Annotated in this window: 22 protein-coding genes; 15 read left to right on the top strand and 7 right to left on the bottom strand. The window is 71.7% G+C overall.

Annotation, left to right across the window (positions count from 1 at the left end; genetic code table 11):
- Positions 1-132: 132 nt before the first annotated feature.
- Positions 133-558: an ATP-binding protein gene (locus ACFVGY_RS10655; protein ID WP_385674109.1), complete on the top strand. Its 426-nt coding sequence runs from the start codon at positions 133-135 to the stop codon at positions 556-558.
- Between the two features lie 225 nt (positions 559-783).
- Complete coding sequence (locus tag ACFVGY_RS10660) at positions 784-1,758, top strand: DUF5926 family protein (protein ID WP_385674112.1); 975 nt, start codon at positions 784-786, stop codon at positions 1,756-1,758.
- Between the two features lie 182 nt (positions 1,759-1,940).
- On the opposite strand, the gene ACFVGY_RS10665 is transcribed toward ACFVGY_RS10660, so the two are convergent.
- Together ACFVGY_RS10665 and ACFVGY_RS10670 are read right to left on the bottom strand one after the other, a co-directional pair.
- Positions 1,941-2,594 (bottom strand): hypothetical protein, encoded by a 654-nt coding sequence (locus ACFVGY_RS10665; RefSeq protein WP_385674114.1) that lies wholly within the window; start codon positions 2,592-2,594, stop codon positions 1,941-1,943.
- A 196-nt stretch (positions 2,595-2,790) separates the two neighbouring features.
- The gene (locus ACFVGY_RS10670) at positions 2,791-3,582 is read right to left on the bottom strand and encodes a bifunctional DNA primase/polymerase (protein WP_385674117.1); all 792 of its coding nucleotides are present in this window, start codon (positions 3,580-3,582) and stop codon (positions 2,791-2,793) included.
- A gap of 405 nt (positions 3,583-3,987) precedes the next feature.
- Between ACFVGY_RS10670 and ACFVGY_RS10675 the strand changes: the two genes are divergently transcribed.
- Both ACFVGY_RS10675 and ACFVGY_RS10680 read left to right on the top strand, forming a co-directional pair.
- The gene (locus ACFVGY_RS10675) at positions 3,988-5,598 is read left to right on the top strand and encodes a PP2C family protein-serine/threonine phosphatase (protein ID WP_385674120.1); all 1,611 of its coding nucleotides are present in this window, start codon (positions 3,988-3,990) and stop codon (positions 5,596-5,598) included.
- A 96-nt stretch (positions 5,599-5,694) separates the two neighbouring features.
- On the top strand, positions 5,695-7,161 hold the full coding sequence (locus ACFVGY_RS10680) for an aminopeptidase P family protein (protein ID WP_385674123.1): 1,467 nt from the start codon (positions 5,695-5,697) through the stop codon (positions 7,159-7,161).
- Between the two features lie 125 nt (positions 7,162-7,286).
- Here the strand turns inward: ACFVGY_RS10680 and ACFVGY_RS10685 are convergent, their stop codons facing one another.
- Positions 7,287-7,778 (bottom strand): ATP-binding protein, encoded by a 492-nt coding sequence (locus ACFVGY_RS10685; RefSeq protein WP_385674126.1) that lies wholly within the window; start codon positions 7,776-7,778, stop codon positions 7,287-7,289.
- A 201-nt stretch (positions 7,779-7,979) separates the two neighbouring features.
- Here ACFVGY_RS10685 and ACFVGY_RS10690 point away from each other — a divergent pair, with 201 nt between their 5' ends.
- The 9 genes from ACFVGY_RS10690 (at position 7,980) to ACFVGY_RS10730 (ending at position 17,831) form a co-directional block, all read left to right on the top strand.
- Positions 7,980-8,780 (top strand): hypothetical protein, encoded by an 801-nt coding sequence (locus tag ACFVGY_RS10690; RefSeq protein ID WP_385674129.1) that lies wholly within the window; start codon positions 7,980-7,982, stop codon positions 8,778-8,780.
- 119 nt (positions 8,781-8,899) lie between these two features.
- Positions 8,900-9,616: a YcnI family protein gene (locus ACFVGY_RS10695; protein ID WP_385674132.1), complete on the top strand. Its 717-nt coding sequence runs from the start codon at positions 8,900-8,902 to the stop codon at positions 9,614-9,616.
- A 106-nt stretch (positions 9,617-9,722) separates the two neighbouring features.
- A complete protein-coding gene (locus tag ACFVGY_RS10700; protein ID WP_385674135.1) occupies positions 9,723-10,376 on the top strand; it encodes an SCO family protein in 654 nt (217 codons plus the stop codon).
- Positions 10,373-10,867 (top strand): copper chaperone PCu(A)C, encoded by a 495-nt coding sequence (locus ACFVGY_RS10705; protein WP_385674138.1) that lies wholly within the window; start codon positions 10,373-10,375, stop codon positions 10,865-10,867. Before ACFVGY_RS10700 ends, ACFVGY_RS10705 begins: the two co-directional genes overlap by 4 nt.
- Positions 10,868-10,897: 30 nt before the next feature.
- Positions 10,898-12,949, top strand: a complete 2,052-nt coding sequence (locus ACFVGY_RS10710; protein WP_385674140.1) for a copper resistance protein CopC — start codon at positions 10,898-10,900, stop codon at positions 12,947-12,949.
- A complete protein-coding gene (efeB, locus tag ACFVGY_RS10715) occupies positions 12,946-14,238 on the top strand; it encodes an iron uptake transporter deferrochelatase/peroxidase subunit (protein WP_385674523.1) in 1,293 nt (430 codons plus the stop codon). Before ACFVGY_RS10710 ends, efeB begins: the two co-directional genes overlap by 4 nt.
- A gap of 42 nt (positions 14,239-14,280) precedes the next feature.
- Positions 14,281-15,216: a prephenate dehydratase gene (pheA, locus tag ACFVGY_RS10720; RefSeq protein ID WP_385674143.1), complete on the top strand. Its 936-nt coding sequence runs from the start codon at positions 14,281-14,283 to the stop codon at positions 15,214-15,216.
- Between the two features lie 528 nt (positions 15,217-15,744).
- A complete protein-coding gene (gene serS, locus ACFVGY_RS10725; protein ID WP_385674146.1) occupies positions 15,745-17,022 on the top strand; it encodes a serine--tRNA ligase in 1,278 nt (425 codons plus the stop codon).
- On the top strand, positions 17,019-17,831 hold the full coding sequence (locus tag ACFVGY_RS10730) for an HAD family hydrolase (protein WP_385674149.1): 813 nt from the start codon (positions 17,019-17,021) through the stop codon (positions 17,829-17,831). The genes serS and ACFVGY_RS10730 overlap by 4 nt, the downstream gene beginning before the upstream one ends.
- A gap of 389 nt (positions 17,832-18,220) precedes the next feature.
- Here the strand turns inward: ACFVGY_RS10730 and ACFVGY_RS10735 are convergent, their stop codons facing one another.
- The 4 genes from ACFVGY_RS10735 to ACFVGY_RS10750 are packed head-to-tail and all read right to left on the bottom strand — an operon-like array spanning position 18,221 to position 21,711.
- Positions 18,221-18,940 (bottom strand): ABC transporter permease, encoded by a 720-nt coding sequence (locus tag ACFVGY_RS10735; RefSeq protein ID WP_385674152.1) that lies wholly within the window; start codon positions 18,938-18,940, stop codon positions 18,221-18,223.
- 14 nt (positions 18,941-18,954) lie between these two features.
- Entirely contained in the window at positions 18,955-19,866 is a 912-nt protein-coding gene (locus ACFVGY_RS10740) for an ABC transporter ATP-binding protein (protein ID WP_385674155.1), read from the bottom strand.
- Positions 19,863-20,750 carry an ABC transporter permease subunit gene (locus ACFVGY_RS10745; RefSeq protein ID WP_385674158.1) on the bottom strand — a complete coding sequence of 296 codons (888 nt, stop codon included), beginning with the start codon at positions 20,748-20,750 and terminating at the stop codon, positions 19,863-19,865. The genes ACFVGY_RS10740 and ACFVGY_RS10745 overlap by 4 nt, the downstream gene beginning before the upstream one ends.
- Positions 20,740-21,711, bottom strand: coding sequence for an ABC transporter ATP-binding protein (locus tag ACFVGY_RS10750; RefSeq protein ID WP_385674161.1), 972 nt, complete (start codon positions 21,709-21,711; stop codon positions 20,740-20,742). Before ACFVGY_RS10750 ends, ACFVGY_RS10745 begins: the two co-directional genes overlap by 11 nt.
- 213 nt (positions 21,712-21,924) lie before the next feature.
- Between ACFVGY_RS10750 and ACFVGY_RS10755 the strand changes: the two genes are divergently transcribed.
- Together ACFVGY_RS10755 and ACFVGY_RS10760 are read left to right on the top strand one after the other, a co-directional pair.
- On the top strand, positions 21,925-22,794 hold the full coding sequence (locus ACFVGY_RS10755; protein WP_385674164.1) for a M24 family metallopeptidase: 870 nt from the start codon (positions 21,925-21,927) through the stop codon (positions 22,792-22,794).
- Positions 22,791-24,617, top strand: a complete 1,827-nt coding sequence (locus ACFVGY_RS10760) for an SDR family oxidoreductase (protein WP_385674167.1) — start codon at positions 22,791-22,793, stop codon at positions 24,615-24,617. The genes ACFVGY_RS10755 and ACFVGY_RS10760 overlap by 4 nt, the downstream gene beginning before the upstream one ends.
- The last annotated feature ends 21 nt before the right edge of the window (positions 24,618-24,638 follow it).

Below are 24,638 nucleotides of genomic sequence, written 5' to 3' on the forward strand. Positions count from 1 at the left end.
GGGCATTCAGACCATGGCGTGGGACTAAGGAGGTTCCGGGGGGTGGCGTTGGTGGTGGCACAGGAAGTGCCCACGTCGTCGTGCATGGACGTACGCCATGGTCCTGCGGGCGTAGGCGAGGCGAGACACCGGATGCGCGAGCAACTGCGCATGAGCGGGGTGTCCGAATCGGTCGTGGACGACGCCGTACTGATCCTTTCCGAACTACTCAGCAATGCCTGCCGGCACGGCAGACCGCTGGGCGCCGGGGAGATCGGCGACGGGGAGATACGCGCCGCATGGCGCATCGACACGGCGGGGCAGCTGACGGTGGAGGTCACGGACGGGGGCGGTCCCACCCGCCCGCTTCCGGCCACGCCCTCGGTCACCGCGCACGGCGGCCGGGGGCTGAACATCATCAGCGCCCTCGCACAGGACTGGGGGGTCCGGGACGGAGCCGCAGGCGAGGTCACCGTCTGGGTGATCGTTGCATGCGGGCCCCGTCACCTGGATTTTGCTACGCGCGTTGCACCCCCGGTCCTCGACTTCAGCACCGCCTTGGACGATCTGGCTCCCTGACCGGAGACCCGACCGACCCGACGACCGACCCGACGACCAACCCAGGTGCAGCACCCGCACTGGCGGTCATCGGTACGACCATCACCACAGTGTCCCGACGAGCGGCCGACCGGGAGCGCACGCCGACCGTGCTCCCGGCCGCACCCCACCGGTTGCGGCGGTCGGAACGGCTAGGCTCACGCCCAGACGCAACAGCCGTACCGCCGCAACCGGGAGACACCCACGATGGCCAAGAAGCGCCCCGCAGCCAAGACTGCAAAGCCGCAGCTCCAGAACGGGGAGATCCCGGTGGTGGGCGCGCGCGAGCCCTGCCCCTGCGGATCCGGGCGCCGCTACAAGGCCTGCCACGGCGCGGCCGCCGCGCACGCCGCCACCGCGCACGTGCAGCGCCCCTTCGAGGGCCTGCCCGGCGAGTGCGACTGGGTGGCGCTGCGCGAGCTCGTGCCGGCGGCCACCATCCCGCTGACGCTCAAGGGCGGCCTGCCCGAGGGCGTCCCCTCCGTCACCCTGGTGACCGTGCTGCCCATGGCCTGGCCGGCGCTGCGCCGCGAGGACGGCTCCGTCCTGCTCGCCCTCCAGAACGACTCGACCACCGGCGACCTCGCCCGGGACATGGCCGACACCCTGGAGCGCGCCCTCGCCACGGAACCGGGCAATCCGGTCCCGGGCCGCCGGGTCCCCTCCGAGGGCCCCCGACTTCAGGATCTCCTGGACACCGACGGCGTTTTCGAGCCGGTTGTGCACAGCGGCTTCGAATTCTGGATTCCGGATGCGGAGACCGCCCAGAACGCCTCCCCGGAGATCGCCGCCTCCCTGGAGCGCGCCAACGCCGCAGCCATCCCGACGGTCAAGCTGGCGAGCGTGGAAGCCGCCTACTGGTGCGAAACCCCGGACAAGAACCACCTGCGCTGGGTCATGCCGCACCCCGAGGAGAAGCTGCTCGACGCCCTGGCCCGGCTGCACGCGGCCGGCACCTCCTCGCTCGGTGAGGGCACCAGGTTGGTCGGCTCCTTCCGGGCGCACGGCCTGGTGGTCCCGGTCTGGGACCTGCCCACCGGCATGACCGCTGACGACGTGGAGAAGCCGGCCGCCGAGTTCGCGGAGCGGCTGGCCACGGCGCTGGCCTCGGACGCGCCGCTGACCGCGGAGGAGCGCCGGGCGCGCGGCGGGCTCACCAACCGCCAGATCACGCTCAGCTGATCGCCCCGGCGCCCGCAGGAGCGGTGACCGCGGTCACAACTCCCGCTAATGGTCTGCAAATCGGTGTCTGAATATCAGAGATCGAATTTGCGAACAGGCGATCTCTTGTTACCGTTCTTGTAGCCCGGTCGCTGGTGCATCCCCCGTCGCCAGCGACCGGGCCCTTCCATTTCCGGGGCGGCTCAACCCTCGCCCGGCGCCGGCGAGTTGCTCCCGGACCGCAGGAGCAGCCGCCCTTCGTCGCCCGGAACTGCAAACTCCGCAACGGCGGAGTAGGCGTCCTGCGGCCCGGCCGAGGGCTCCCGCGGCGTCTCGCACAGCCCGGGCTCGACCCCCGCCCCGACCGCGCACCGGATCTGCACGGTCCTCCCGGCGGGCCCCATCACCGTCAGTACGGCGTCCAGCGCACGGCCGCCGGTGTTGCGGAAGTAGCTCCGGCCCCAGGTCTCCCCCGCGACGGTCAGGACGCAGGTCTGCGCCTCCAGCCCCTGGGGCGAGGAGAGTTCGGGTCCGCACCGGGAGTCCGTGCGGGGCTGCTCGGACGGGCCCGGCCGGTCCGACCCGCCCTTGCCCGCCGCCTGGCCCGCTGCGCCCTGACCCGACCCGCTCCCGGCCGTCGTTCCCGACTGCGCCGCGCCCTTCTGGCGCTCCGGGGCGGAGGGGGGTGCCGGCGTACGGGACGGGCCCGACGCATCGCCGAAGCCGAGGGCGGAGAGCAACCCGTCGCCTTTTCCGTCGCCCTGACCGGCGAAATCGGGTCCGGCGATCGCGCCGGCCAGCGGGAGCGACAAGATGATCAGCACACCGGCGCCGATACCGATCAAGCGGAGATTCATTCGGCGAAGATAGCGACGCGGGAATGGGGCGCGGAGATCCCCGCGCCCAATTCCCTTGGAAACACGTCGCACCGACACCCGTACGAGTGAAGGGCCGGTGGTGGGGTAGCGACGCCTTCCGCGCCCTCTCAACCTCGCAGGCCCCTCGATCTCCCGGGCCCGTGAACCACCCCAGCCCGTCAACCTCCCGGGCCCGTCAGTACGCGAGTCGGCTGCCGCCGCCGGAGGCCCCGCTGCTCGCCTCGACCAGCGCGTCCACCACGGTCTCGACCTCAGGCAGCCACGGGCTCCCGGCGCCCGCGGGCTCCCGCTCCCACCACACCTGCCCGCCGCCGCAGGCGGGTGAGGGCGGGAGCAGCAGGTAGCCGCCCTCACCGTGGAAACGCAGCGCGGACGGGACGTGGTCCTTCGCGTAGAGGAGTTCGCCGAGCCGTTCCAACGAGTACGGCGCCACCAGCAGCGACCAGCGCGTGGGCGTGGCCACGATCGGGCCGAGCAGCATGCCCTGCGCCTCCAGCCTTGCGACGGCACGCGCGGCCGCAGCGGCGGGCAGGCTCACCGCGCACGGCGCGGAGCCGCCGGTGGCGAGGAGGACGGGGGCGGCGGGCCGCCGGGTCCACCACCACGCCACCATCCGGGGGTCGGTCGTGGCCGCGAGCAGCCCCGGGGCAAAGGGGTGCGCTCCGGGGACGGGGCAGTCGGGGTCGGGGCAGGCGCAGCGGTCGGCGGTGCCGGATGCGCACCGGCCGACGCCCGGCAGGACGGGCCACCGTCGCCCCACGGCGCAGGCCACCGCCGCGTCGCGGAGTCCTGTGCCGTGGGACGCCGGGCCGGGGAGCTCGGTGCTGGGGAGCCCGGTGCCAGGGAGCCCGGTGCCGGGGAGCGCCGTGTCGGGAAATGCCTGGTCGCCGCTCCGGGCCGGGGCGGGCCGGAGGGTTTTCAGTCGGTTGCGGAGCCACTGGAGACGCCTTCCGAGGATCTCGCGCATGAGCGCTCGTTCCTTTCCTTGAACGTCGAGGGCCACATCACACCATGTAAGCGGTGCATCACCACACGTACACGTTTCGCGTCACTGTCCGCCAGAAGCAGGTTCACACGGTTCGTGCAGTTTCTTACGGGTCCATGAAACGTCCGGCGGGGCGGAACGCAACCCGAACCGGCGCCGAGACCGGCTGCCGCCGCTAAGGACGACGACCCCCGCCGGGGCGGTTCCCGACAGATGCCGGGCTGCGCCAACTACCCCCGGGCATCACTGACTACGTACCCGAGGCCACTTCGACGCCCGCTCAGTCGATCGCAAAAACCGTCCGCTTCCGGCTTTTTCCAGCCAAGTTCTAGCCTTGACCGGACAGTGAGTTGCCGCCTCACGGACACCAGGATTCCCAGCCTGACAATGCTGGACATCGATCCTCGTGTGCGTGTAGATGTGGATTCATTGATGGCGGCGCAGCACGATCTGGGGGTTTGCGATGCTATATGGCGAATCGCACCAGGTGGAAAGGCGGACGCCATGAGCGCCCCGCATCTGCCGAAAGTGGCTGGAATCGATCCCGCAGTAGCAGCAGTCCCGCACACTTCGGCGCCCGCACCCGCACCCGCACCCGTCCTGGCCGCCCCCGTACCCGCCGCGGCTCCCGCCCCGAACACCCTCGTCCAGGACCGCCTCGCGGGCATGGTCTCCGACCTGACCACCCTCCACGAACTCACCGAACGCCTCGCCCGCGCCAGCGATCTGGAGTCCTCCCTCCAGGAGTTCCTGCGCGCCGGAGCCGCCCTCGTCGGCGCCCGCCGCGGCCTGATCGTCCTGGAACCCTCCGACGGACTCGGCCCCACGGCCACGATCGGCCTCGGCCTCGGCCGCGCCGACCTCGGGCACATCGAGACCGTCCCGCGCGCCGCGACCTCGTACGGCCGCATCCTCGACGGACTGCCCGACGCACACGGCGGCTCCGAGCTGCTCCCCGAGCCCGACGCCGCCCCCGGCACCGACGGGTACGGGACCCCGGTCGACCCCCGTCACCGCGAGGTCGCCGCGCGGCTCGGCTACGCCGCCAGCTACGCCCTGCCGCTGACCGCCGAGGCCACCGGCAGGCTCGGCGCCGCCGTCTGGCTGTACGACGAACAGGCCGAGCCGAACGACCGCCAGCGCGACGTCGTCGGCCTCTACGTCCGCCACGCCGCCGAGCACCTCGCCCGGATGCTGGAGGTGGAACGGTCCCGCAGCCGCCTCGCCACGATCGCCGAGGAGCTGCTGCCCAGCCGGCTCCCCCGGATCCCCGGCGTCCAGCTCGCCGCCCGCCACCACACGGGACCGCACGGCGGCGGCGACTGGTACGACGCGCTCCCGCTCCCGGAGGGCGCCCTGGGCCTGGCCGTCGGCTCCGTCACCGGCGGCGGCCCCAGCGCCGTCGCCGCCACGGGCCGGCTGCGGGCCTCGCTGCGGGCGTACGCCGTGATGGAGGGCGAGGACCCGGTCGCGGTGCTGTCCGACCTCGAACTGCTGCTGCGCCTGACCGAGCCGGCGCGCTGCGCCACGGCCCTCTTCGCCTACTGCGAGCCCGCCCGGCGCAAGATCGTCCTGGCGGGGGCGGGGCACACCCCGCCGCTGGTGGTCGGGGAGCGGCGCACGGAGTACGTGGAGACCTCGCTCTCCGCGCCGCTCGGAATGCTGACCTGCTGGGAGGCACCGAGCGTGGAGATCGAACCCGCGCTTGGAGAAACGGTGCTGCTGTACACGGACGGGCTGCTCCGGCGCATCGGCGACCCGATGGACCGGGCTTACGCCCGGCTGCACGCCGCGGCGGCGGGAGCCCCGCGCGGCGTCCGCGACGACCCGGCGGCATTGTGCGACCACGTCCTGCGCACGGTGCTGCCCGAGGGGGACCCGGCGCTGGGCGAAGCGGTCCCCGGCGCGCCCGGCGTCTCCGTCTCCTCCGCTGCCTCCGCGACCCTCCGGAAGGAGGAGAGGGAGGACCTGGTCCTGCTCGCTGCCCGTTTTGACTGATTTATCACAGCCGCCCCCGGGCGTCTTCCCCTCGCACATACGATGGACGAGGTCCCTACCCGGTCCTGTCGTAGCTGTCGTAGCTGAGGAGAAGACGTGGCTGACGAGCTCACCCCGGAGACCCCGGAAGAAGAGCAGCCCAAGAAGACGCACAAGCAGCGGAAGAACGGGCTGTACCCGGGCGTCAGCGACGAACTCGCCGAGAACATGCGCACGGGCTGGGCCGACACCGAGCTCCACGGACTGGAGCCCATCGCCCAGGCCCCGCACACCGCAGCCCGCCGCGAAGCCCTGTCCGCACGCTTCCCGGGCGACCGCCTCGTCGTGCCCGCCGGCCGGCTGAAGACCCGCTCGAACGACACCGAGTACCCCTTCCGCGCCGCGACCGAGTACGCCTACCTCACCGGCGACCAGACCGAGAACGGCGTCCTCGTCCTGGAACCGGCCGGGGAGAACGGCCACACGGCCACCATCTACCTGCTGCCCCGCTCCAACCGCGAGAACGGCGAGTTCTGGCTCTCCGGCCAGGGCGAGCTGTGGGTCGGCCGCCGCCACTCCCTCGCCGAGGCCGAGCAGCTCCTGGGCATCCCGGTGAAGGACGTGCGCCAGCTCCCCGACGCCCTCGCCGAGGCCACCGGCCCCGTGCGCGTCGTGCGCGGCCACGACTCCGTCGTCGACAAGGCCCTGACCGACAAGGTCACCGCCGAGCGCGACGAGGAGCTGCGCGTCTACCTGTCCGAGGCCCGCGCGGTGAAGGACGAGTTCGAGATCGGCGAACTGCAGAAGGCCGTCGACTCCACCGTCCGCGGCTTCGAGGACGTCGTGAAGGTCCTCGACAAGGCGGAGGCCACCTCCGAGCGCTACATCGAAGGCACCTTCTTCCTGCGCGCCCGGGTCGAGGGCAACGACGTCGGCTACGGCTCCATCTGCGCCGCCGGCCCGCACGCCTGCACCCTCCACTGGGTCCGCAACGACGGCCCCGTCCGCTCCGGCGACCTGCTCCTGCTCGACGCCGGTGTGGAGACCCACTCCCTCTACACCGCCGACGTCACCCGCACGCTGCCGATCAGCGGCACGTACACCGACATCCAGCGCAAGGTCTACGACGCGGTGTACGAGGCCCAGGAGGCCGGCATCGCCGCCGTCAAGCCGGGCGCGAAGTTCCGCGACTTCCACGACGCCGCCCAGCACGTGCTGGCCGAGAAGCTCGTCGAGTGGGGCCTGCTGGAGGGCCCGGTCGAGCGCGTCCTGGAGCTGGGCCTGCAGCGCCGCTGGACGCTGCACGGCACCGGCCACATGCTCGGCATGGACGTCCACGACTGCGCCGCCGCGCGCACCGAGGCGTACGTCGACGGCACGCTGGAGCCGGGCATGTGCCTGACGGTCGAGCCGGGCCTGTACTTCCAGGCCGACGACCTGACCGTGCCCGAGGAGTACCGGGGCATCGGCGTCCGCATCGAGGACGACATCCTGGTCACCGAGGACGGCAACCGGAACCTGTCGGCCGGCCTGCCGCGCGCCTCGGCCGACGTCGAGGCCTGGATGGCCCGTCTGAAGGGCTGACGGTCCGCGGTCCTGCTGATGCGGTCCTGCTGACGGTCCGCCGTCCTGCTGACGACCCGCGCCGCACGCGCCCTGGACGGGCGGGATCCCGTACGCACACGCACGGGGTCCCGCCCGTCGGCGCATCACGACGCCTGGAGCAGGGCCGCCCCCTCGCGCCACTTCAGGATCTTGTCGAAGCTGACCACTGCGCCGCTGCCCGGCCGGTTGCGGAACCGGACGTGGTCGGCGAGCTCCTCGATCAGCCACAGGCCGCGGCCGCTCTCGCGCTCCGAGGGCGCCGGGTCCGGATCCTCCGGGAACGCCGCGGGCCCCACGGTCTCCGGAAATCCCGGCCCCGAGTCGGTCACCTCGATGCGGCAGCAGTCCCCGTCCAGGTACGCCGTGACGCGGTAGGCCCCGCACGCCTCCGCCGCCGGTTCCCCGTCCGGGCCGGCGGCCGGCGCGGGACCGCCGTGCTCCACCGCGTTCGCACAGGCCTCGCTCAGGGCCACCGACAGGTCGAAGGAGATGTCCGGATCCACCCCCGCGGTCTCCATCGTCCTCAGCAGCAGTCGCCTGGCGAGCGGCACGCTCGCGGCTTCGCGCCTCAACTGGAGAGACCACCAGATGCTCATACGGTTACCTATTGCCGCCCCCGGCGCACCGTAAGCACACGGCGGCCCGCACAGCCCTCATTCGGCCGATGCGGCACGCCGGGGCCGCCGTGTATGGCAGTGCGATGGACGCATGAGATGAGCGGTTCGCAGAGCGGGCACTCGCGACCTTCCGGACCTGGCGTATGCGCGGCAGGGGCACAGTGCGATGATGACCCGGCCATGACTGTCCCCCATGCGACGCCCGCCGGAGTCGGCCTCCGGCTGATCCGGGCCGCGGTGTTCACCGCGGTCTGCGTCGTGCTGTCCGCGGCCGGGCACGCGCTGGCGTCCTGCGCCACCGTGCCCTGGTGGGCTCTGGTCATGGCCTTCCTGGTTGTGTTCGCCGTTGCCGCCCCGCTCGCGGGACGGCGGCGCTCGCTGCCCGGCCTCGCCGCCGGGCTCGCCGCAGGCCAACTGGGACTGCACATGGTGTTCGGCCTCGCCCAACACCGCGCGGCGGCCGCCGAGGCGCGTAGCGCCTCGGACACCTCGCTCGCGGAACTCGCCGCGCAGCTGGTGTGCGGCGGCAACTCCGTCCCGCCCGGACCGGCCGACGCCCGGCGCATCCTGGAAGCCGCCGGACTGGACCCGGCCGCCCTCGCCGCCCAGGCCGAGGCACAGGCCCACGCCCACGTGGCCCGGGCCGCCGCCGAACCGGCCGCCGGCCTGCTCGGCCCCGGCATGTTCGCCGGCCACCTGCTGGCCGCGTTCGCCGCGGCCTGGCTGCTCGGGCGCGGCGACGCCGCCCTGTTCCGGCTCGTCGAGCTGTCCCGCAGCTCCGCCGAAGCCGGACCGGTACGCCCGCTGCGCGCCGCGCTGGCCCTCGTACGGGCACTCGGCGCCGGGCTCGCACCGGCCACCGCGGGCGGGCCGCAGCTCCCGCCCACCGCCACCGAGCCCGCGGCTCCCACGGGCCGGGAAGCGCTCCAGCACACGGTGATCAGGCGCGGGCCGCCCACGGCCTTCGACCTCGCAGCCTGACGCGGCACCCTTCACCCCGGAACACCTCGCACCGAGCACCGGGCGGTAGTGCCGCGGAACCCGCGCGCGCCCGCGCACGGATCCACCGTCACCACTGCCCCCTGTGGAGTGTTTCCGCCATGAAGACCTCGCGCGTCTCCCTCGCCGCCGCCCTCGCCGCCGGCGCCGTCCTCGTCCTGTCCGGCCCGGCCTTCGCCCACGTCAGCGTGCAGCCCGGCGAAGCGGAGAAGGGCGGCTACGCCACCCTCAACTTCAAGGTGCCGAACGAGCGCGACAACGCCTCGACCACGCAGCTGGAAGTCAACTTCCCGGCCGACCAGCCGCTGACGTCCGTGATGCCGCAGGACGTTCCGGGCTGGACCGTGACGGTCGAGAAGACCAAGCTCGACAAGCCGCTCACGGTGCACGGCAAGCAGATCAACGAGGCCGTCACCAAGGTCACGTGGAGCGGCGGCAAGATCGAGCCCGGCAAGTTCCAGCAGTTCCCGGTCTCCGTCGGCAAGCTGCCGGAGAACGCCGACCGAATGGTCTTCAAGGCGCTCCAGACGTACGACAACAACGAGGTCGTCCGCTGGATCGAGGAGCCCAAGGCGGGCGCTGCCGAGCCGCAGACCCCGGCTCCCGTTCTGAAGCTGACCGCGGCCAAGGCCGCCGACGCCCACCACGACGACGCCAAGAAGCCCGCCGTTGCCGGTCACCCGGCCCAGGACGGCCACACCGAGGCCGCTGCCGGAAGCGGCTCGGACACGACCGCGCGCGCCCTCGGCGTCGCCGGCATCGTCATCGGCCTCGCCGGTGTCGCGTTCGGCGTCTCCTCGCGCCGCCGCGCCTCCTGACCCGTCGCCCGCCAAGGGCGTTTCCACACACATCACGGCCTCCGCGCGGCCGGGCCCTCGTCCGGCGGCGCGTCAGCAATCCACCCGATTCCAGGGACAACACGCCATGCACACCACACGTGTGACGGTCGCCGCCCTCGTGGCGGCGGCTGCGCTCACCCTCACCGCCTGCGGCGGTGGGGCCCCCGCCAAGACCGACGGGGTCACGCAGATCACCGGCCAGTCCAAGGCCGGGGCCGCAACGGTCCTCGACCGCCCCTTCGACAAGCCGGAGCTGGTCCTCACGGACACCGGCGGCAAGCCGTGGAACCTCCGCGAGCAGACCCAGGGGAAGCCGACCCTCATCTACTTCGGCTACACCAACTGCCCCGACGTGTGCCCGCTGACGATGAGCAACATCGCCGTCGCCAGGAAGGCGCTCCCGAAGGCCGACCAGGAGAACCTCCGCGTCGTCTTCGTCACCACCGACCCCGAACGGGACACTCCCGAATCCCTCGGCGCGTGGCTCAAGGCCCAGGACCCGTCCTTCGTCGGACTGACCGGGGACTTCGCCACCATCCAGGCCGCCGCGCGCCGGCTCGGCATCGGCATCGACCCCGCCAAGAAGGAGGCCGACGGCAGCGTCGTCTCCATGCACGGCGCCCAGGTCATCGCGTTCTCGCCCAAGTCGAACGAGGGCTACCTCCTCTACGGCGAGAACACGACCGTCGACACCTACACCAAGGACCTGCCGAAGATCATCAAGGGAGAGAACCCGTGACCACCCGCACCACCCGCACCCTCGCCGCCGCCCTCTCCCTGACGGCAGCGTGGGCCATATCCGGCTGCTCCGCCGGCTCGGACGCCGCGGACGCCGCGGACGCCGCTGACAAGCCGAAGATGACCGTCAGCGGCGCGTTCATGCCCGAACCGGTCAACGACAAGATGGCCGGCGCCTTCATGGTCATCAAGAACGACTCCAAGACCGCCGACAAACTCACGGCCGTCACCAGCCAGCTCTCGGACGACATGCAGATCCACGAGACCAAGGACCAGAAGATGCAGCAGGTCCCGTCCATGGACGTGCCGGCGAACGGCGAGCTCAAGCTGGTGCGCGGCGGCAACCACATCATGTTCATGGGGCTGAAGAACAAGCCGAGCGTCGGCGACAAGGTCACCATCGAACTGCGTTTCGAGAAGGCCGACCCGGTCAAGGTCGAACTGGACGTGAAGGAACGGACGTACCAGGCCCAGCACACCGCATCCCACTGACGCACTGACGGACCGAGGGACTGACACGCCATGACGGCCACCGCCCCCGCCCCCTCCACGGCCCGCGACCGGGCCGCGGCACTCCTGCCGCGGCTCGCGCTGGTCCTCGCAACCCTGCTGGCGACCCTGTTCACCGCGGCCGCACCGGCCACGGCACACGCCGCACTCACCGCGAGCGACCCCAAGGAAGGGGCGGTGGTCGCCACGGCACCCGCCCAGGTCACCCTCTCCTTCTCGGAGCAGGTCGCCATGGGCGACGACTCGATCCGCGTCCTGGACCCCCAGGGCAAGCGCGTGGACACCGGCGAGCTGCGCGACATGTGCAGCGGATCCACCGTCCGCTACGGCACGGCCCTGCACTCCGGCCTGCCCGACGGCACGTACACCGTCGCCTGGCAGGCCGTCTCCGCCGACAGCCACCCCATCTCGGGCGCCTTCACCTTCTCCATCGGCGCCCCGTCGGCCACCAGCGTCACCCTGCCCGAACGGCAGGCGGGCGGCGGTCCCGTCGGCATCGCGTACGGCATCGCCCGCTACGCCGCCTACGCCGGCTTCACGGTGCTGGTGGGCGGCTGCGTCTTCGTCCTGGCCTGCTGGCGCCGGGGGGCCGCGCAGCGGCCGGTCCAGAAGCTCGTCCTGCGGGCCTGGGTGACCCTCACCGCGGCCACGCTGGTGATGCTGCTGCTGCGCAACCCGTACACCGGGTCCGGGGAGTTCGCCGACGCGTTCGACCTGGGCGGCCTGAAGGCCGTGCTGGAGACCAAGACGGGCGCCGCCCTCGTGTCCCGGCTGCTGCTGCTCGGGGCCGCCGCGCTCTTCATCGCCGTGCTCTTCGGCACCTACGCACGACGGCAGACCGGTGCCGGCCCGACCGGGGGCACGACCGAAAGCGCCGAAGGCGCAGAGTGGGCCGAGCCGGCCGAGGGCACTGACGCGGCCGGGAGCGCCGCCGAGAAGGACACCGCCGACCTCCTCTTCGGTCTCTGCATCGGCGGCGGTGTGGTCGCCGCCGGCATCGCCGCGACGTGGGCCCTTTCCGAGCACGCCTCCACGGGCATCCAGCCCGGTATCGCCATGCCCGCTGACATGCTGCACCTGCTGGCCGCGGCCGCCTGGCTCGGTGGGCTGGCCGCACTGCTCGTCGCGCTCCACAAGGTCCCGGGCATCGAGCGCGATGCCGTCCGGCGCTTCTCCCGGCTCGCGTTCGCCGCGGTCCTGGTGCTCGCCGCCACGGGCGTCTACCAGTCCTGGCGCCAGCTCGGCAGCTGGTCGGCCCTCACCGGGACCGCGTACGGACGTCTGCTGCTGCTGAAGGTCGGGCTCGTGGCCGTCCTCGTCGGCATCGCCTACCTCTCCCGGCGCTGGACCGCACGGCTGGCCGAGGAGCCGGCGGAGTCGGCCGAGGAGCTGACCGAAGAGCTGGCCGAGGCCGCCACGGCGAGCGGTGTTTCACGTGAAACGTCCACCCCCGCCGAGGCCCCCGAGAACCCCGGGGTCCCCGAGGATCCGCAGCGCGCAGCCCAGCTCGCCCGGCAGCGCGCGGCCATGCAGAACGCCCGCGAGCGGCAGGCTCGCGACGCCGACCCGAACCGGGCCGGCCTGCGCCGCTCCGTACTCGCCGAGGCGGGCGTGGCCGTCGCACTCCTCGCCGTGACCACCCTCTTGACCAGCACCGAACCCGGGCGCGCCGTCGCGCAGGAGACCGGTCGCGCAGCGGGCGCCGCCACGGCGGTACCCGACCGCGCCGTCAAGATCACCCTGCCGTTCGACGCCGGTGGCGCGAACGGCAAGGGCTCCGTCCGGCTCCAACTCGATCCGGGCCGGGTCGGCGCCAACACGCTCCACCTCTGGGCCGAGTCCCCCGACGGCAACCCCCTCGACATCCCCGAGATCAAGGTCGCCTTCACCCTGCCCGCCAAGGACATCGGCCCCCTCCCGCTCGTTTCCGAACGCGCGGCCCCCGGACACTGGACCGCCTCCGGTGTCCAGCTGCCGCTCGCCGGGGAGTGGCGGATCGACGTGACCGTGCGTACCTCCGAGATCGACCAGACGACCGTGCAGAAGACCGTGAAGATCGGCTGACCAGCGTGACCGAGAGCAACACCGACATCGCAATCTCCCGCCGCCGGCTGCTGGGCACCGTCGGCGCCGCGGGCGCCACCGGAATCGCCCTCGGCGGCGCCGGCGGCGCACTCGTGCACTCCGCCCTGGCCGACGGGCCGCCCGGAGCGGCCGGTGCACCCCACGGCGGGGCCCGGCTGTCCTCGGTGGGCGCCACCCGGGTCGCGTTCCATGCCGACCACCAGGCCGGCATCACGACGCCGCTCCAGGCCAAGGGTCACGTCCTCGCCTTCGACCTGGTCCCTGGCGCCGGCCGCAAGGAGGCCGCGGCCCTGATGCGCCGCTGGTCCGACACCGCCCGCCGTCTCATGGCGGGGGAGACCGCTCCGACGGCGGACACGGGCATCGCCCTCGACGCCGGGCCGTCCTCCCTGACGGTGACCTTCGGCTTCGGCCACTCCTTCTTCGAGCGCACTGGGCTCACCGACCGCCGCCCCACGGCCCTGGACCCGCTGCCGGAGTTCTCCTCCGACCGGCTCGACCCGCAGCGCAGCAATGGCGACCTGTGGGTGCAGATCGGCGCCGACGACGGCCTCGTCGCCTTCCACGCGCTGCGCTCCCTCCAGAAGGACGCCGGGGAGGCCGCCCGCGTGCGCTGGCAGATGAACGGCTTCAACCGGTCCCCCGGCGCCACTGCCGCCCCGATGACCGCCCGCAACCTGATGGGCCAGGTCGACGGCACCAACAATCCGAAGTCCTCGCAGCCCGACTTCGACAAGCGGATCTTCGTGCCCGCCGCCGGGCCGGGGCCCGCCGAGCACGCGTGGATGGGCGGGGGCTCGTACGCGGTCGTCCGGCGCATCCGGATGCTCCTGGACGAGTGGGACAAGCGGTCCCTCGCCCAGCAGGAGCAGGTCATAGGCCGGACCAAGGCCACGGGCGCGCCGCTCACGGGCGGCACGGAGAGCAGCCGGATGGAGCTCGACAAGCTCGGGCCGGACGGCAAGCCCGTCATCCCCGCCAACGCCCACGCTCGGATCTCCGCCCCCGAGCAGAACGGCGGGGCGGCGATGCTGCGACGCCCCTTCTCGTTCCACGACGGGATCTCCGCCGACGGCACTCCGGACGCCGGGCTGCTGTTCATCTGCTGGCAGGCCGATCCGCTGCGCGGCTTCGTGCCCGTGCAGCGCAAGCTGGACCGCGGGGACGCCCTGTCGGAGTTCATCCGGCACGAGTCCAGCGGCCTGTACGCGGTACCGTCCGGACCGCGTGACGGGGAGTACGTGGGGCAGCGCCTGCTCGAAGGGTGAACAGCGCCGCTCCCGGCGGGTGCCCGGCATTAGGCTGATCGCATGTCGGCCACCCGCTTCACCTATCTCGGTCCCGAGGGCACGTTCACCGAAGCCGCCCTCCGCACACTGCCGGAAGCCGCGACCAGGGAGCTCGTCCCCATGGTGTCGGTGCCGGCGGCGCTGGACGCCGTGCGCAACGGGGAGGCGGCTGCGGCGCTGGTGCCGATCGAGAACTCGGTGGAGGGCGGTGTCACGGCCACCCTGGACGAGCTGGCCTCCGGTGAGCCGCTGATGATCTACCGCGAGGTGCTGCTGCCGATCGCCTTCGCGCTGCTCGTACGGCCCGGTACCGAACTGTCGGACGTCAAGACCGTGACCGGGCACCCGGTCGCCCAGCCGCAGGTGCGCAACTGGCTGCGCGCGAACCTGCCCGACGCGGTGTGGGAGTCGGCCGCGTCGAACGCCGACGGGGCCCGACTGGTACAGGAGGGCCGTTTCGACGCGGCCTTCGCGGGCGAGTTCGCGGCCGCCACGTACGGGCTCGTCCCGCTGGTCACCGAGATCCACGACGCGCAGAACGCCGAGACGCGGTTCGTGCTGGTCGGCCGGCCGGCCCGGCCCGCCGCGCCGACCGGCGCCGACAAGACCTCGGTCGTGCTGTGGCTCGGTGACGACCACCCCGGCGCGCTGCTGGAGCTGCTCCAGGAGTTCGCCGTGCGGGGGGTAAACCTGATGCTGATCCAGTCCCGGCCGACCGGTCAGGGCATCGGCAACTACTGCTTCGCGGTCGACGCCGAGGGGCACGTCTCCGACCGGCGGGTGAGCGAAGCACTGATGGGTCTCAAGCGAACGTGTCCCCAGGTGCGGTTCCTCGGCTCCTATCCCCGTGCCGGGGTCGCTCGAGGTGACGTGCGGGCTCCGCGGCCGGGGACGTCGGACGGCGACTTCACGGCGGCTTCCGACTGGCTGACCCGCTGCCTCGACGGCCGTCCATAGGCCGGGTCCGACTTCCGCCCCCTGTCCACAGAGTTATCCACAGGGCGAGAAGAAAACCTGTGGACTAGTCGACAGTCGGGGCCCGCAAGGTCGACAAATCGGTCCGCGGTCCAGGTTTCACGCGGAAGAGCGGCGGGTGAACGGCGTCACCCGCGCATCACCGACCAACTCTTTGGAGCGAGCCATTCCCACCCGAATGAGTGTGTGAGGGTGGTTTGAACCTTGAATCGCGATGACCACCTAGTGGACGGGATTGATCTGATTCCGTGTCCACAGACACAGCGCACAGCCTGTGGACAACTCCGCGGGCCGGGCAATTCCTGTGGACAAGAGGATGCCCCGGCGGCTCCGACGGTGTCCGAATGCTGGGATTGCCCCCTCCCTGAGGAATCGGTGGCATTTGTCGACCGGAGAGCGGCCACGTCCGGCCAGCCCCGCAAAGTTTTCCATTCATGGCAATTGGGACATAGCGACACGCAGCGTGATATCGGTGTGAGCCCGGGAAGCCCAGACCGGTAGCCTGGAGGGGTGATTGACCTTCGGCTGCTCCGTGAAGACCCTGACCGTGTCCGCGCCTCGCAGCGCGCCCGTGGAGAGGACGTCGAACTCGTCGACGCAGTGCTCTCCGCCGACGAGCGCCGCAGGTCCTCCGGGATGCGCTTCGACGAACTGCGCAATGAGCAGAAGTCGCTCGGCAAGCTCATCCCCAAGGCTTCCCCGGAGGAGCGCGCGGAGCTGCTGAAGAAGGCCGAGCAGCTCAAGACCGATGTCAAGGCGGCCGAGGCCGAGCAGAACGAGGCCGACGAGGCCGCCCGGACGCTGCTCCTCAAGCTCGGCAACGTCGTCCACCCGGACGTCCCGGTCGGCGGCGAGGAGGACTTCACCGTCCTCGAGACGCACGGCACGATCCGCGACTTCGCCGCCGAGGGCTTCGAGCCCAAGGACCACCTCGAGCTCGGCGAGGCGCTGGGTGCGATTGACGTGGAGCGTGGCGCCAAGGTGTCGGGCTCGCGCTTCTACTACCTGACCGGTGTCGGCGCCCTGCTGGAGCTGGCCCTGGTCAACGCGGCGATCGCGCAGGCCACCGAGGCCGGGTTCATCCCGATGCTCACCCCGGCGCTGGTGCGCCCCCGGGCCATGGAGGGCACCGGCTTCCTCGGCCAGGCCGCCGAGAACGTCTACCACCTGGAGAAGGACGACTACTACCTGGTCGGCACCTCCGAGGTCCCGCTCGCCGCGTACCACATGGACGAGATCATCGACGCCGAGAAGCTGCCGCTGCGGTACGCCGGCTTCTCGCCGTGCTTCCGCCGTGAAGCCGGCACCTACGGCAAGGACACCCGCGGCATCTTCCGCGTCCACCAGTTCGACAAGGTCGAGATGTTCTCGTACGTCGCGCCGGAGGACGCCGAGGCCGAGCACGCCCGCCTCCTCGCCTGGGAGAAGCAGTGGCTGACCAGCCTGGAGCTGCCGTTCCAGGTGATCGACGTCGCCACCGGCGACCTCGGCTCGTCCGCCTCGCGCAAGTTCGACTGCGAGGCGTGGATCCCGACGCAGGGCAAGTACCGCGAGCTGACCTCCGCCTCGAACTGCGACGGCTTCCAGGCCCGCCGCCTCGCGATCCGCGTCCGCGACGGTAAGAAGACCCAGCCGCTGGCGACGCTGAACGGCACGCTGTGCGCCGTGCCGCGCACGATCGTCGCGATCCTGGAGAACCACCAGCAGGCCGACGGCTCGGTCCGGGTCCCCGCCGTGCTCCGCCCCTACCTGGGTGGCCGCGAGGTCCTGGAGCCGATCGCCAAGTGAGCCCGGCCCCGTTCCCGTACAAGCTCGTCGCGACCGATCTCGACGGCACGCTCCTGCGTGACGACCACACCATCTCGGAGCGCACCCGGGAAGCGCTCGTCGCAGCCACCGCGGCGGGTGCCGTCCACATCATCGTCACCGGCCGGGGCGTGCCCTGGACCCGGCGCGTGCTGGACGACCTCGGCTACCGGGGGATAGCGGTGTGCGGCCAGGGCTCGCAGGTCTACGACGCGGGAGCACACCGGCTGCTGACCTCGGTCACGCTGGACCGGCAGCTGGCCGGCCTGGCGCTGTCGAAGCTGGAGGCCGAGGTGGGTCCGCTCGCGCTGGCCGCCAGCCGTGACGGGGTGGACGGCGATGTGCTGATCGGGCCCGGCTACCGGGTGCAGGGAAGCCTGCCGGCCGTGCACCTGGACGACACCGCCACGATGTGGTCGGCTCCGCTGAACAAGCTGTACATCCAGCACCCGGAGCTCGACGACGACGCTCTCGCCGCCGCGGCGCGGCAGACGGTCGGCTCGCTGGTCGACATCGTCATGTCCGGTCCGGGGATAGTGGAGGTCCTGCCGCTCGGCCTGACCAAGGCCACCGGGCTGTCCCTGGCCGCGCGCCGACTGGGAGTGAAGGCCGCCGAGACGATCGCCTTCGGCGACATGCCCAACGACATCCCGATGTTCGGCTGGGCGGCGCACGGCGTGGCGATGGCCAACGCCCATGCGGAGCTCAAGGCGGTGGCCGACGAGATCACGACCTCCAACGAGGAGGACGGTATCGCCGTGGTTCTGGAGCGCCTGCTGGGCGCCGCGTAAGGCGCCACCGCGCGCGGACGGCGCGGACGCGCAGATGCGAGAGGGTCCGGGGCAGCCCGCGCCGAACGGCGCGCTCGAAGTGGCTGCCCCGGACCTTTTGTTCTCCCCGCACCGCCCACTCTGCCCGGGGCGGAAGTCCCGTACCAGTGAATTTCGTCGCTTCGCGCCTCGGCGGCTCGGCCCCGGCCCCGCGCCGCGCCGCCCCGTCATGTTTCACGTGAAACGCGCTCAGGAAGACGGCGGGGACGGGGTGCGGGTCAGCGGCCGGGCAAGCAGACCGACACTCGGCCATGTCCCGATGATGCCCCGCACGACTGTGCCCCGCCTGACCGGTGGGCCGGGCGGGGCACAGGGTTCCGGGATCGAACCGGGCTGGATCCGGAGTCGCCCTACTCCTCGCCGGCGAGGGTGAGACGGCGCAGCTTCTGGCCCGCGTACAGCGTGGCTCCGACGGTGACCACCGTCAGAAGGACGATCGCGGTGGGCAGGGCGACGGTGGCGTCGACGTAGCCTTCGCCAGCGACCTTCTCGGCCAGGGCCAGGGCCCACTGCTGGACGCTGAGGGTCTTGGCGCCGGAGACCAGGCTGCCGAAGAGCGACTCCCAGATCAGGGCGTAGACCAGGCCGAAGACCACCGCGTGCCGGCTGACCGTACCCAGCAGCAGGAACAGGGCGCTGTAGGCGACGGAGGCGACCAGCGCGGCGATGGTGTAGGCGACGGCGATCTGCTGGCCGTTGTTGTTGAGGATGAAGCCGGCGATCAGGGTCGGGATGGCGGAGAAGGCCATCGTGACGGCGATCGCGACGATCAACTTGGTCATGATGATCGTCGGCCGCTTCACCGGCTTGGAGAGCAGGTAGACGATCGAGCCGTCGTCGATCTCCGGCCCGATGGCACCGGTGCCGGCGATGACGCCGATCAGCGGAACCATCGTCGCGAGCGCGAAGCCGCCCAGCAGATCGGCGGCGATCTTGTCGTCCAGGCCCGTGAAGACGCGGACGGCTGCGGCGATGACGATCAGCATGGCGGGCAGCGCGAAGAGGATCAGCGCGCGGCGGCGGCCGAGCAGGGCGCGGTAGGTGAGCCGCGCCACGGTGGGGTTGTACATGGGTGCCAGCTCCTTCAGGCCGCGACGAGGTAGGAGAAGACCGACTCGAGGGACTCGTCGGAGGGCGAGACCGTGAACAGCCGGATGCCGTGGGCGCGGGCGACCTGCGGCAGCAGCTCGGTGAAGCGCCCGAAGTCGACGGCCTGGATGCGCAGGGCGCCTTCCTTGACGTCGACCTCGATCCCGGCTGTGGACGGGTCGGAGATCAGGGCGGCGGCGAGGGCCCGGTCGTCGGAGGAGCGGACCAGGTAGCGGTGCGGGCGGTCCGTCATCAGGCGGCGGATCCTGCGGAAGTCGCCGGAGGCGGCGTGCCGGCCGGCGACGACCACCTCGATGTGGGAGGCGAGCTGTTCGACCTCCTCCAGGATGTGGGAGGAGAACAGGACGGTGCGCCCGTCCTCGCCCATGCGCCGCAGCAGGTCCATGAGCTGCATGCGCTGGCGCGGGTCCATTCCGTTGAACGGCTCGTCGAGGAGGAGCACCGACGGGTCGTGGACGAGCGCGGACGCCATCTTCACCCGCTGGCGCATGCCCTTGGAGTAGGTGGCGATCTTGCGGTCCTGCGCGTACTCCATCTCGACGGTGGCCAGGGCGCGCTGCGCGGCGGCGGCGTCGAGGCCGTGGAGTTCGGCGTTGGCGACGACGAACTCCCGGCCGGTGAGGAAGTCGTACATGGCCTCGCGCTCGGGCACGACGCCGATCTGCCGGTAGGCCTGCTCGTTGCCCCAGATGGGGGCGCCGTCGAGGGTGACGGTGCCCGTGGAGGGGGCCAGGAAGCCGCCCATCATGTTGATGAGGGTGGACTTGCCTGCTCCGTTGGGCCCGAGCAGTCCGGTGACGCCGGGGCCGATGCGCATCGTCACGTCGTTGACTGCGACGACGTTCCCGAACCAGCGGGAGGTGTGGTCGATGTCGATGGTGGTCACAGCCCGGCCTTCCGGTAGCGCGCCATCAGGGCGGCGTACGAGCCGACGATGAGGGCGAGGATGACGAGCAGGTAGACGAAGCCGACGCCGGCCGAGGGGCCTTCGCCACCGGGGAAGGCGGAGGTGGCGCCGAGGAACGCCGTCTGCATGCCGTCGATCAGGGTGATCGGGGAGAACAGCCCCATCCACTCGATCGGGGCGGTCGTCCCGGCGCTGTAGGCGACGCCCTGCACCGCGGTGACCGCACCGTAGGGGATCAGCAGCAGGGCGATGACGCCCGCGACTCCGAACCCTCGGCGCGGGGTGAGCGCGGCCACGACCAGGCCGAGGCCCGCGAACAGAACCGAGAGCAGCAGCACGGAGACCAGCCCCTGAGCGAACCCCTTGGTCTGGTCCGCGAAATCGAATTTGGCCAGCAGCGAGCCGATCCACATGATCAGCAGCGGGGTGGCGGTGAGGACGAACAGGGCCGAGGCCATCGCCGCGTACTTGGCCAGGACGTAGTCGACCCGCTCGATGGGCCGCGAGAAGTACAGCGGGACGGTCTTGAACCGCAGGTCCCGGGAGACCGACTGCGGTGCCTGTGAAGCGAGGTAGAGGCCGATGACCATCTGGGTGGTCAGGGCATACGTCGTGTATTTGATCGGCAGGTCGGTCGACCCGGGCACCGCGATGGCGACCGCAACGATGATCAGCGCGGGGATGCACATGACCGCGAAGAGGATCATGGGGAGGACCTTGGACTTGGCCGAGCGGCCGAGTCCGTACGCGCCGCGCAGGGACTGCGAGTACAGCGAGACCCGGGCGTAGGAGCGGCCCAGCCGGTCGCCCTCGTAGGACCGGTAGCCGATGTTGTGGATCTGGGTGGAGGTCTCAGGCGCCATCGCTACCGGTTCCCTTCCGCTGGTCGTGGTCGCGGAAGACCTCCGCGATGTGGTGGCGTCGCTGCTCCATGCGGACCAGGCCGAGGCCGAGGCCGGCGACGGTGTCGACGATGGTGTCGTAGGTGCTCTCACCGGTGGCCTCGACGAGCAGGATGTGGCCCGCGCCGGGGAGCCCCTGTTCCTCGCCCGGGTGCAGGACCACGCCGGCCGCGATGAGCGCCGCGCGCAGGGCGGCGGTGCCGTCCGGGTGCGCGTCGGAGTCGGTGACCTCGACGGCGACCGTCGCGGTGGTCTGCGTGAAGTCGCTGGTGGAACTGGAGCGCAGCAGCTTGCCGCCGTCGACGACCACGACGTGGTCGCAGGTCCGCTCCAGCTCGCCGAGGAGGTGGGAGGTGACCAGCACCGAGATGCCGAAGTCGGTGTACACGCGGCGGATCAGGCCGAGCATCTCGTCGCGGCCGACCGGGTCGAGGCCGTTGGTGGGCTCGTCGAGGAGGACCAGTTGGGGGTCGTGAACCAGCGCCTGGGCGAGCTTGACGCGCTGCTTCATGCCGGTCGAGTAGCCGCCGATGGGACGGTAGCGCTCCTCGTACAGCCCGACGTGGCGCAGGGTGTCGGCGGTCCGCTCGCGGGCGGCGGCCGGCGGGAGCCCGGACATGCGCGCCATGTGCACGACGAACTCGGTGGCCGAGACGTCGGGCGGCAGGCAGTCGTGCTCGGGCATGTAGCCGACCCGCTCCCGGATGGCGCTGCCGTGCGTCGCGACGTCGAGGCCGAGCACGCAGGCGCGCCCCTCCGTGGCGGGGGACAGTCCCAGCAGGATCTTGATCAGCGTGGACTTGCCGGCCCCGTTGGCGCCCACCAGGCCGGTCACTCCCGGGCCGATGTCCAGGGAGAGCCGGTCGATGGCGGTCACTCGGGGGTACCGCTTGGTCAGGCCTTCGGCCGCGATGACAGTCACGGCTTCGACGGTAGTGGCGCGTCAACAGCGGGTCGTCAGACTTGGAGCGCGATCCGGTATCAGCCTTCAGGACTACGAACCCTGACGGAAGACTGATGTGCACCGGACAACTTTGTCCACAGGGTTCGCGCACGACCCTTGACGTGACCTCCGGCCATTGTCACATTCATCAATGTCAAGTTACGGGCGGTACGGCTCTACGGACGGACGGCTATGGGTGGGGACACGAGGCAGCGCACCACACGGCTCACCGATCGGCTCGCCGCCGACCTCCACGGCTTCAGAGCGGCGCAGCGCCTCGCGTACGAGTGCGCCGAGGCCGTGGCGGCGCAGCTGCGGCCGGGTGTGACCGAGCGCGAGGCCGCGCGGATGCAGCGGGAGTGGCTGCGCGAGCGCGGCGTGCGGGACTGGTTCCACCTGCCGTTCGCCTGGTTCGGGGACCGCACCGCCTTCGCGGACTTCAAGATCCCCCTGCAGTTCTTCCCGACCAACCGGAAGCTGGAGCCGGGGATGCCGTTCATCCTCGACATGGCGCCGGTCCACCGGGGGTACGCGGCCGACATCGGCTACTCGGGCAGCCTCGGGCTGAACCCGGTGCAGGACCGGCTGATGTCCGACCTGCACGCCCACCGGGAGCTGATCCTCGAGCAGGTCCGCGAGCGCCGGCCGTTGCGCGAGATATACGGGAACGTCGACCGGCTGATGGTCCGGCAGGGGTACGCCAACCGGCACCGCGCCTACCCCTTCGGCGTGATCGCGCACAAGGTCGACCGGGTGCGGGAGCGGCGCTGGTCCCCGACGGCGTTCGGGTTCGGCGCGCAGTCCCTCAAGGGGCTGGCTTCCGACGCGCTGCACGGACACCGGGAGGGCTGGTCCCCGCTGTGGAGCCCGTACCGCTTCTCCGACCACGCCCCGCAGCCGGGGATGTGGGCTGTCGAGCCGCACCTGGGGTTCCGGGGCACCGGCGCGAAGTTCGAGGAGATCCTGGTCGTCACGGACTCCCGGGATCCCGAGGAGAGCGCGTTCTGGCTGGACGACGATCTGCCGCACGTGCGGCGCTGGGCCGAGGAGGGGGCAGCATGAGCAGTGTGGAGCGCAAGGGCGGAGTGGATGGTGTGAACGGGCCGGACGGCGCGCGCCGGACGGGTCTGGCGGGAGCGCGCGAGCGCCGGGTGAGCACCGGCGGGATCGACCTGTGCGTGGTCGAGCTCGGGGACACGACCAGGCCGACCGTGGTGCTGGTGCACGGGTACCCCGACAGCAAGGAGGTCTGGGGGGAGGTCGCCGAGCGGCTGGCGGCCCGCTTCCACGTGGTGCTCTACGACGTACGCGGCCACGGGCGCTCCACCGCACCCGTGCCGCTGCGTGGAGGCTTCACGCTGGAGAAGCTGACCGACGACTTCCTGGCTGTGGCGGACGCGGTCAGCCCCGACCGCCCGGTGCACCTGGTCGGCCACGACTGGGGCTCCGTACAGGGCTGGGAGTTCGCGACCGTCGCTCGTACCGAGGGCCGGATCGCCTCCTTCACCTCCGTGTCGGGACCCTCCCTCGACCACTTCGGGCACTGGATCAAGAAGCGGATGAGCCGGCCCACACCGCGCCGGACCGTCCAACTGCTGAGCCAGGGGGTCAAATCCTGGTACGTCTACATGCTCCACACACCGGTCCTGCCGGAGCTCGCCTGGCGCGGCCCGCTCGGCAAGCGGTGGCCCGCCGTCCTGCAGCGCATCGAGAAGGTGCCGGCGGGCTCGTACCCGACGACCTCGCTGTCCTCGGACGCCGCACACGGGGCCTGGCTCTACCGCGACAACGTACGGTCCCGGCTGCGCCGCCCCCGCGACGACGCGTACGCCCACGCACCGGTGCAGCTGATCACACCGACCGGCGACGCCTTCCTCTCCGAGAACCTCTACGACGACCTGGAGAGGTGGGCCCCCGACCTGGTGCGGCGCACCCTGTCGGCCAAGCACTGGGTGCCGCGGACCCGTCCCGACCAGCTGGCGGCATGGATCACCGAGTTCGTCACCGCCCGGGAGGAACCCGCCGTACGGGCCCCGGAGGACAAGGCCCCGGGCAAGTACGCCGACTGGTTCGGGGGCCGCCTGGTCCTGGTCACCGGCGCCGCCAGCGGCATCGGCCGGGCCACCGCCTTCGCGTTCGCCGAGGCCGGGGCCCGGGTGGTGTGCGTGGACCGGGACGCGGAGGGCGCTGCGCGCACGGCCGACATGGCGCGGCTCGTCGGGGCCCCCGAGGCCTGGGGCGAGTGCGTCGACGTCAGCGACGAGCAGGCGATGGAGAAGCTCGCGGCGAAGACCGCGGCCGAGTACGGCGTGGTGGACGTCTTGGTCAACAACGCCGGGATAGGCCTGTCCGGCCCGTTCCTGCAGACCACGGCGGAGGACTGGAAGAAGATCCTCGACGTCAATCTGTGGGGCGTCATCCACGGCTGCCGGATCTTCGGGAAGCAGATGGCCGAGCGCGGCCAGGGCGGGCACATCGTCAACACTGCGTCGGCCGCCGCCTACCTGCCGTCGCGTACCCTGCCCGCGTACAGCACATCGAAAGCGGCGGTCCTGATGCTGTCGGAGTGCCTGCGCGCCGAACTCGCCTCGCAGTCGATCGGCGTCTCGGCGATCTGCCCGGGCATCGTGAACACCAACATCACCGCTACGTCCCGGTTCGCCGGGGTGGACGCTACCGAGGAGAAGCGCCGCCAGGAGCGCGCCTCGCGGCTGTACGGGCTGCGCAACTTCCCGCCCGAGAAGGTCGCCGAGGCGATCCTTCGGGCAGTCGTGCGCAACGAGGCCGTGGTCCCGGTGACGCCGGAGTCCAGGGGCGCCCTGTGGATGTCCCGCTTCGCGCCGCGCGCCCTGCGGCGGCTGGCCCGGATGGAGCCCCGGCTGTGAACGGGGGCCGCGCGGCCGTGT

The organism is Streptomyces sp. NPDC127106, assembly GCF_042677605.1.
Classification (GTDB): domain Bacteria; phylum Actinomycetota; class Actinomycetes; order Streptomycetales; family Streptomycetaceae; genus Streptomyces.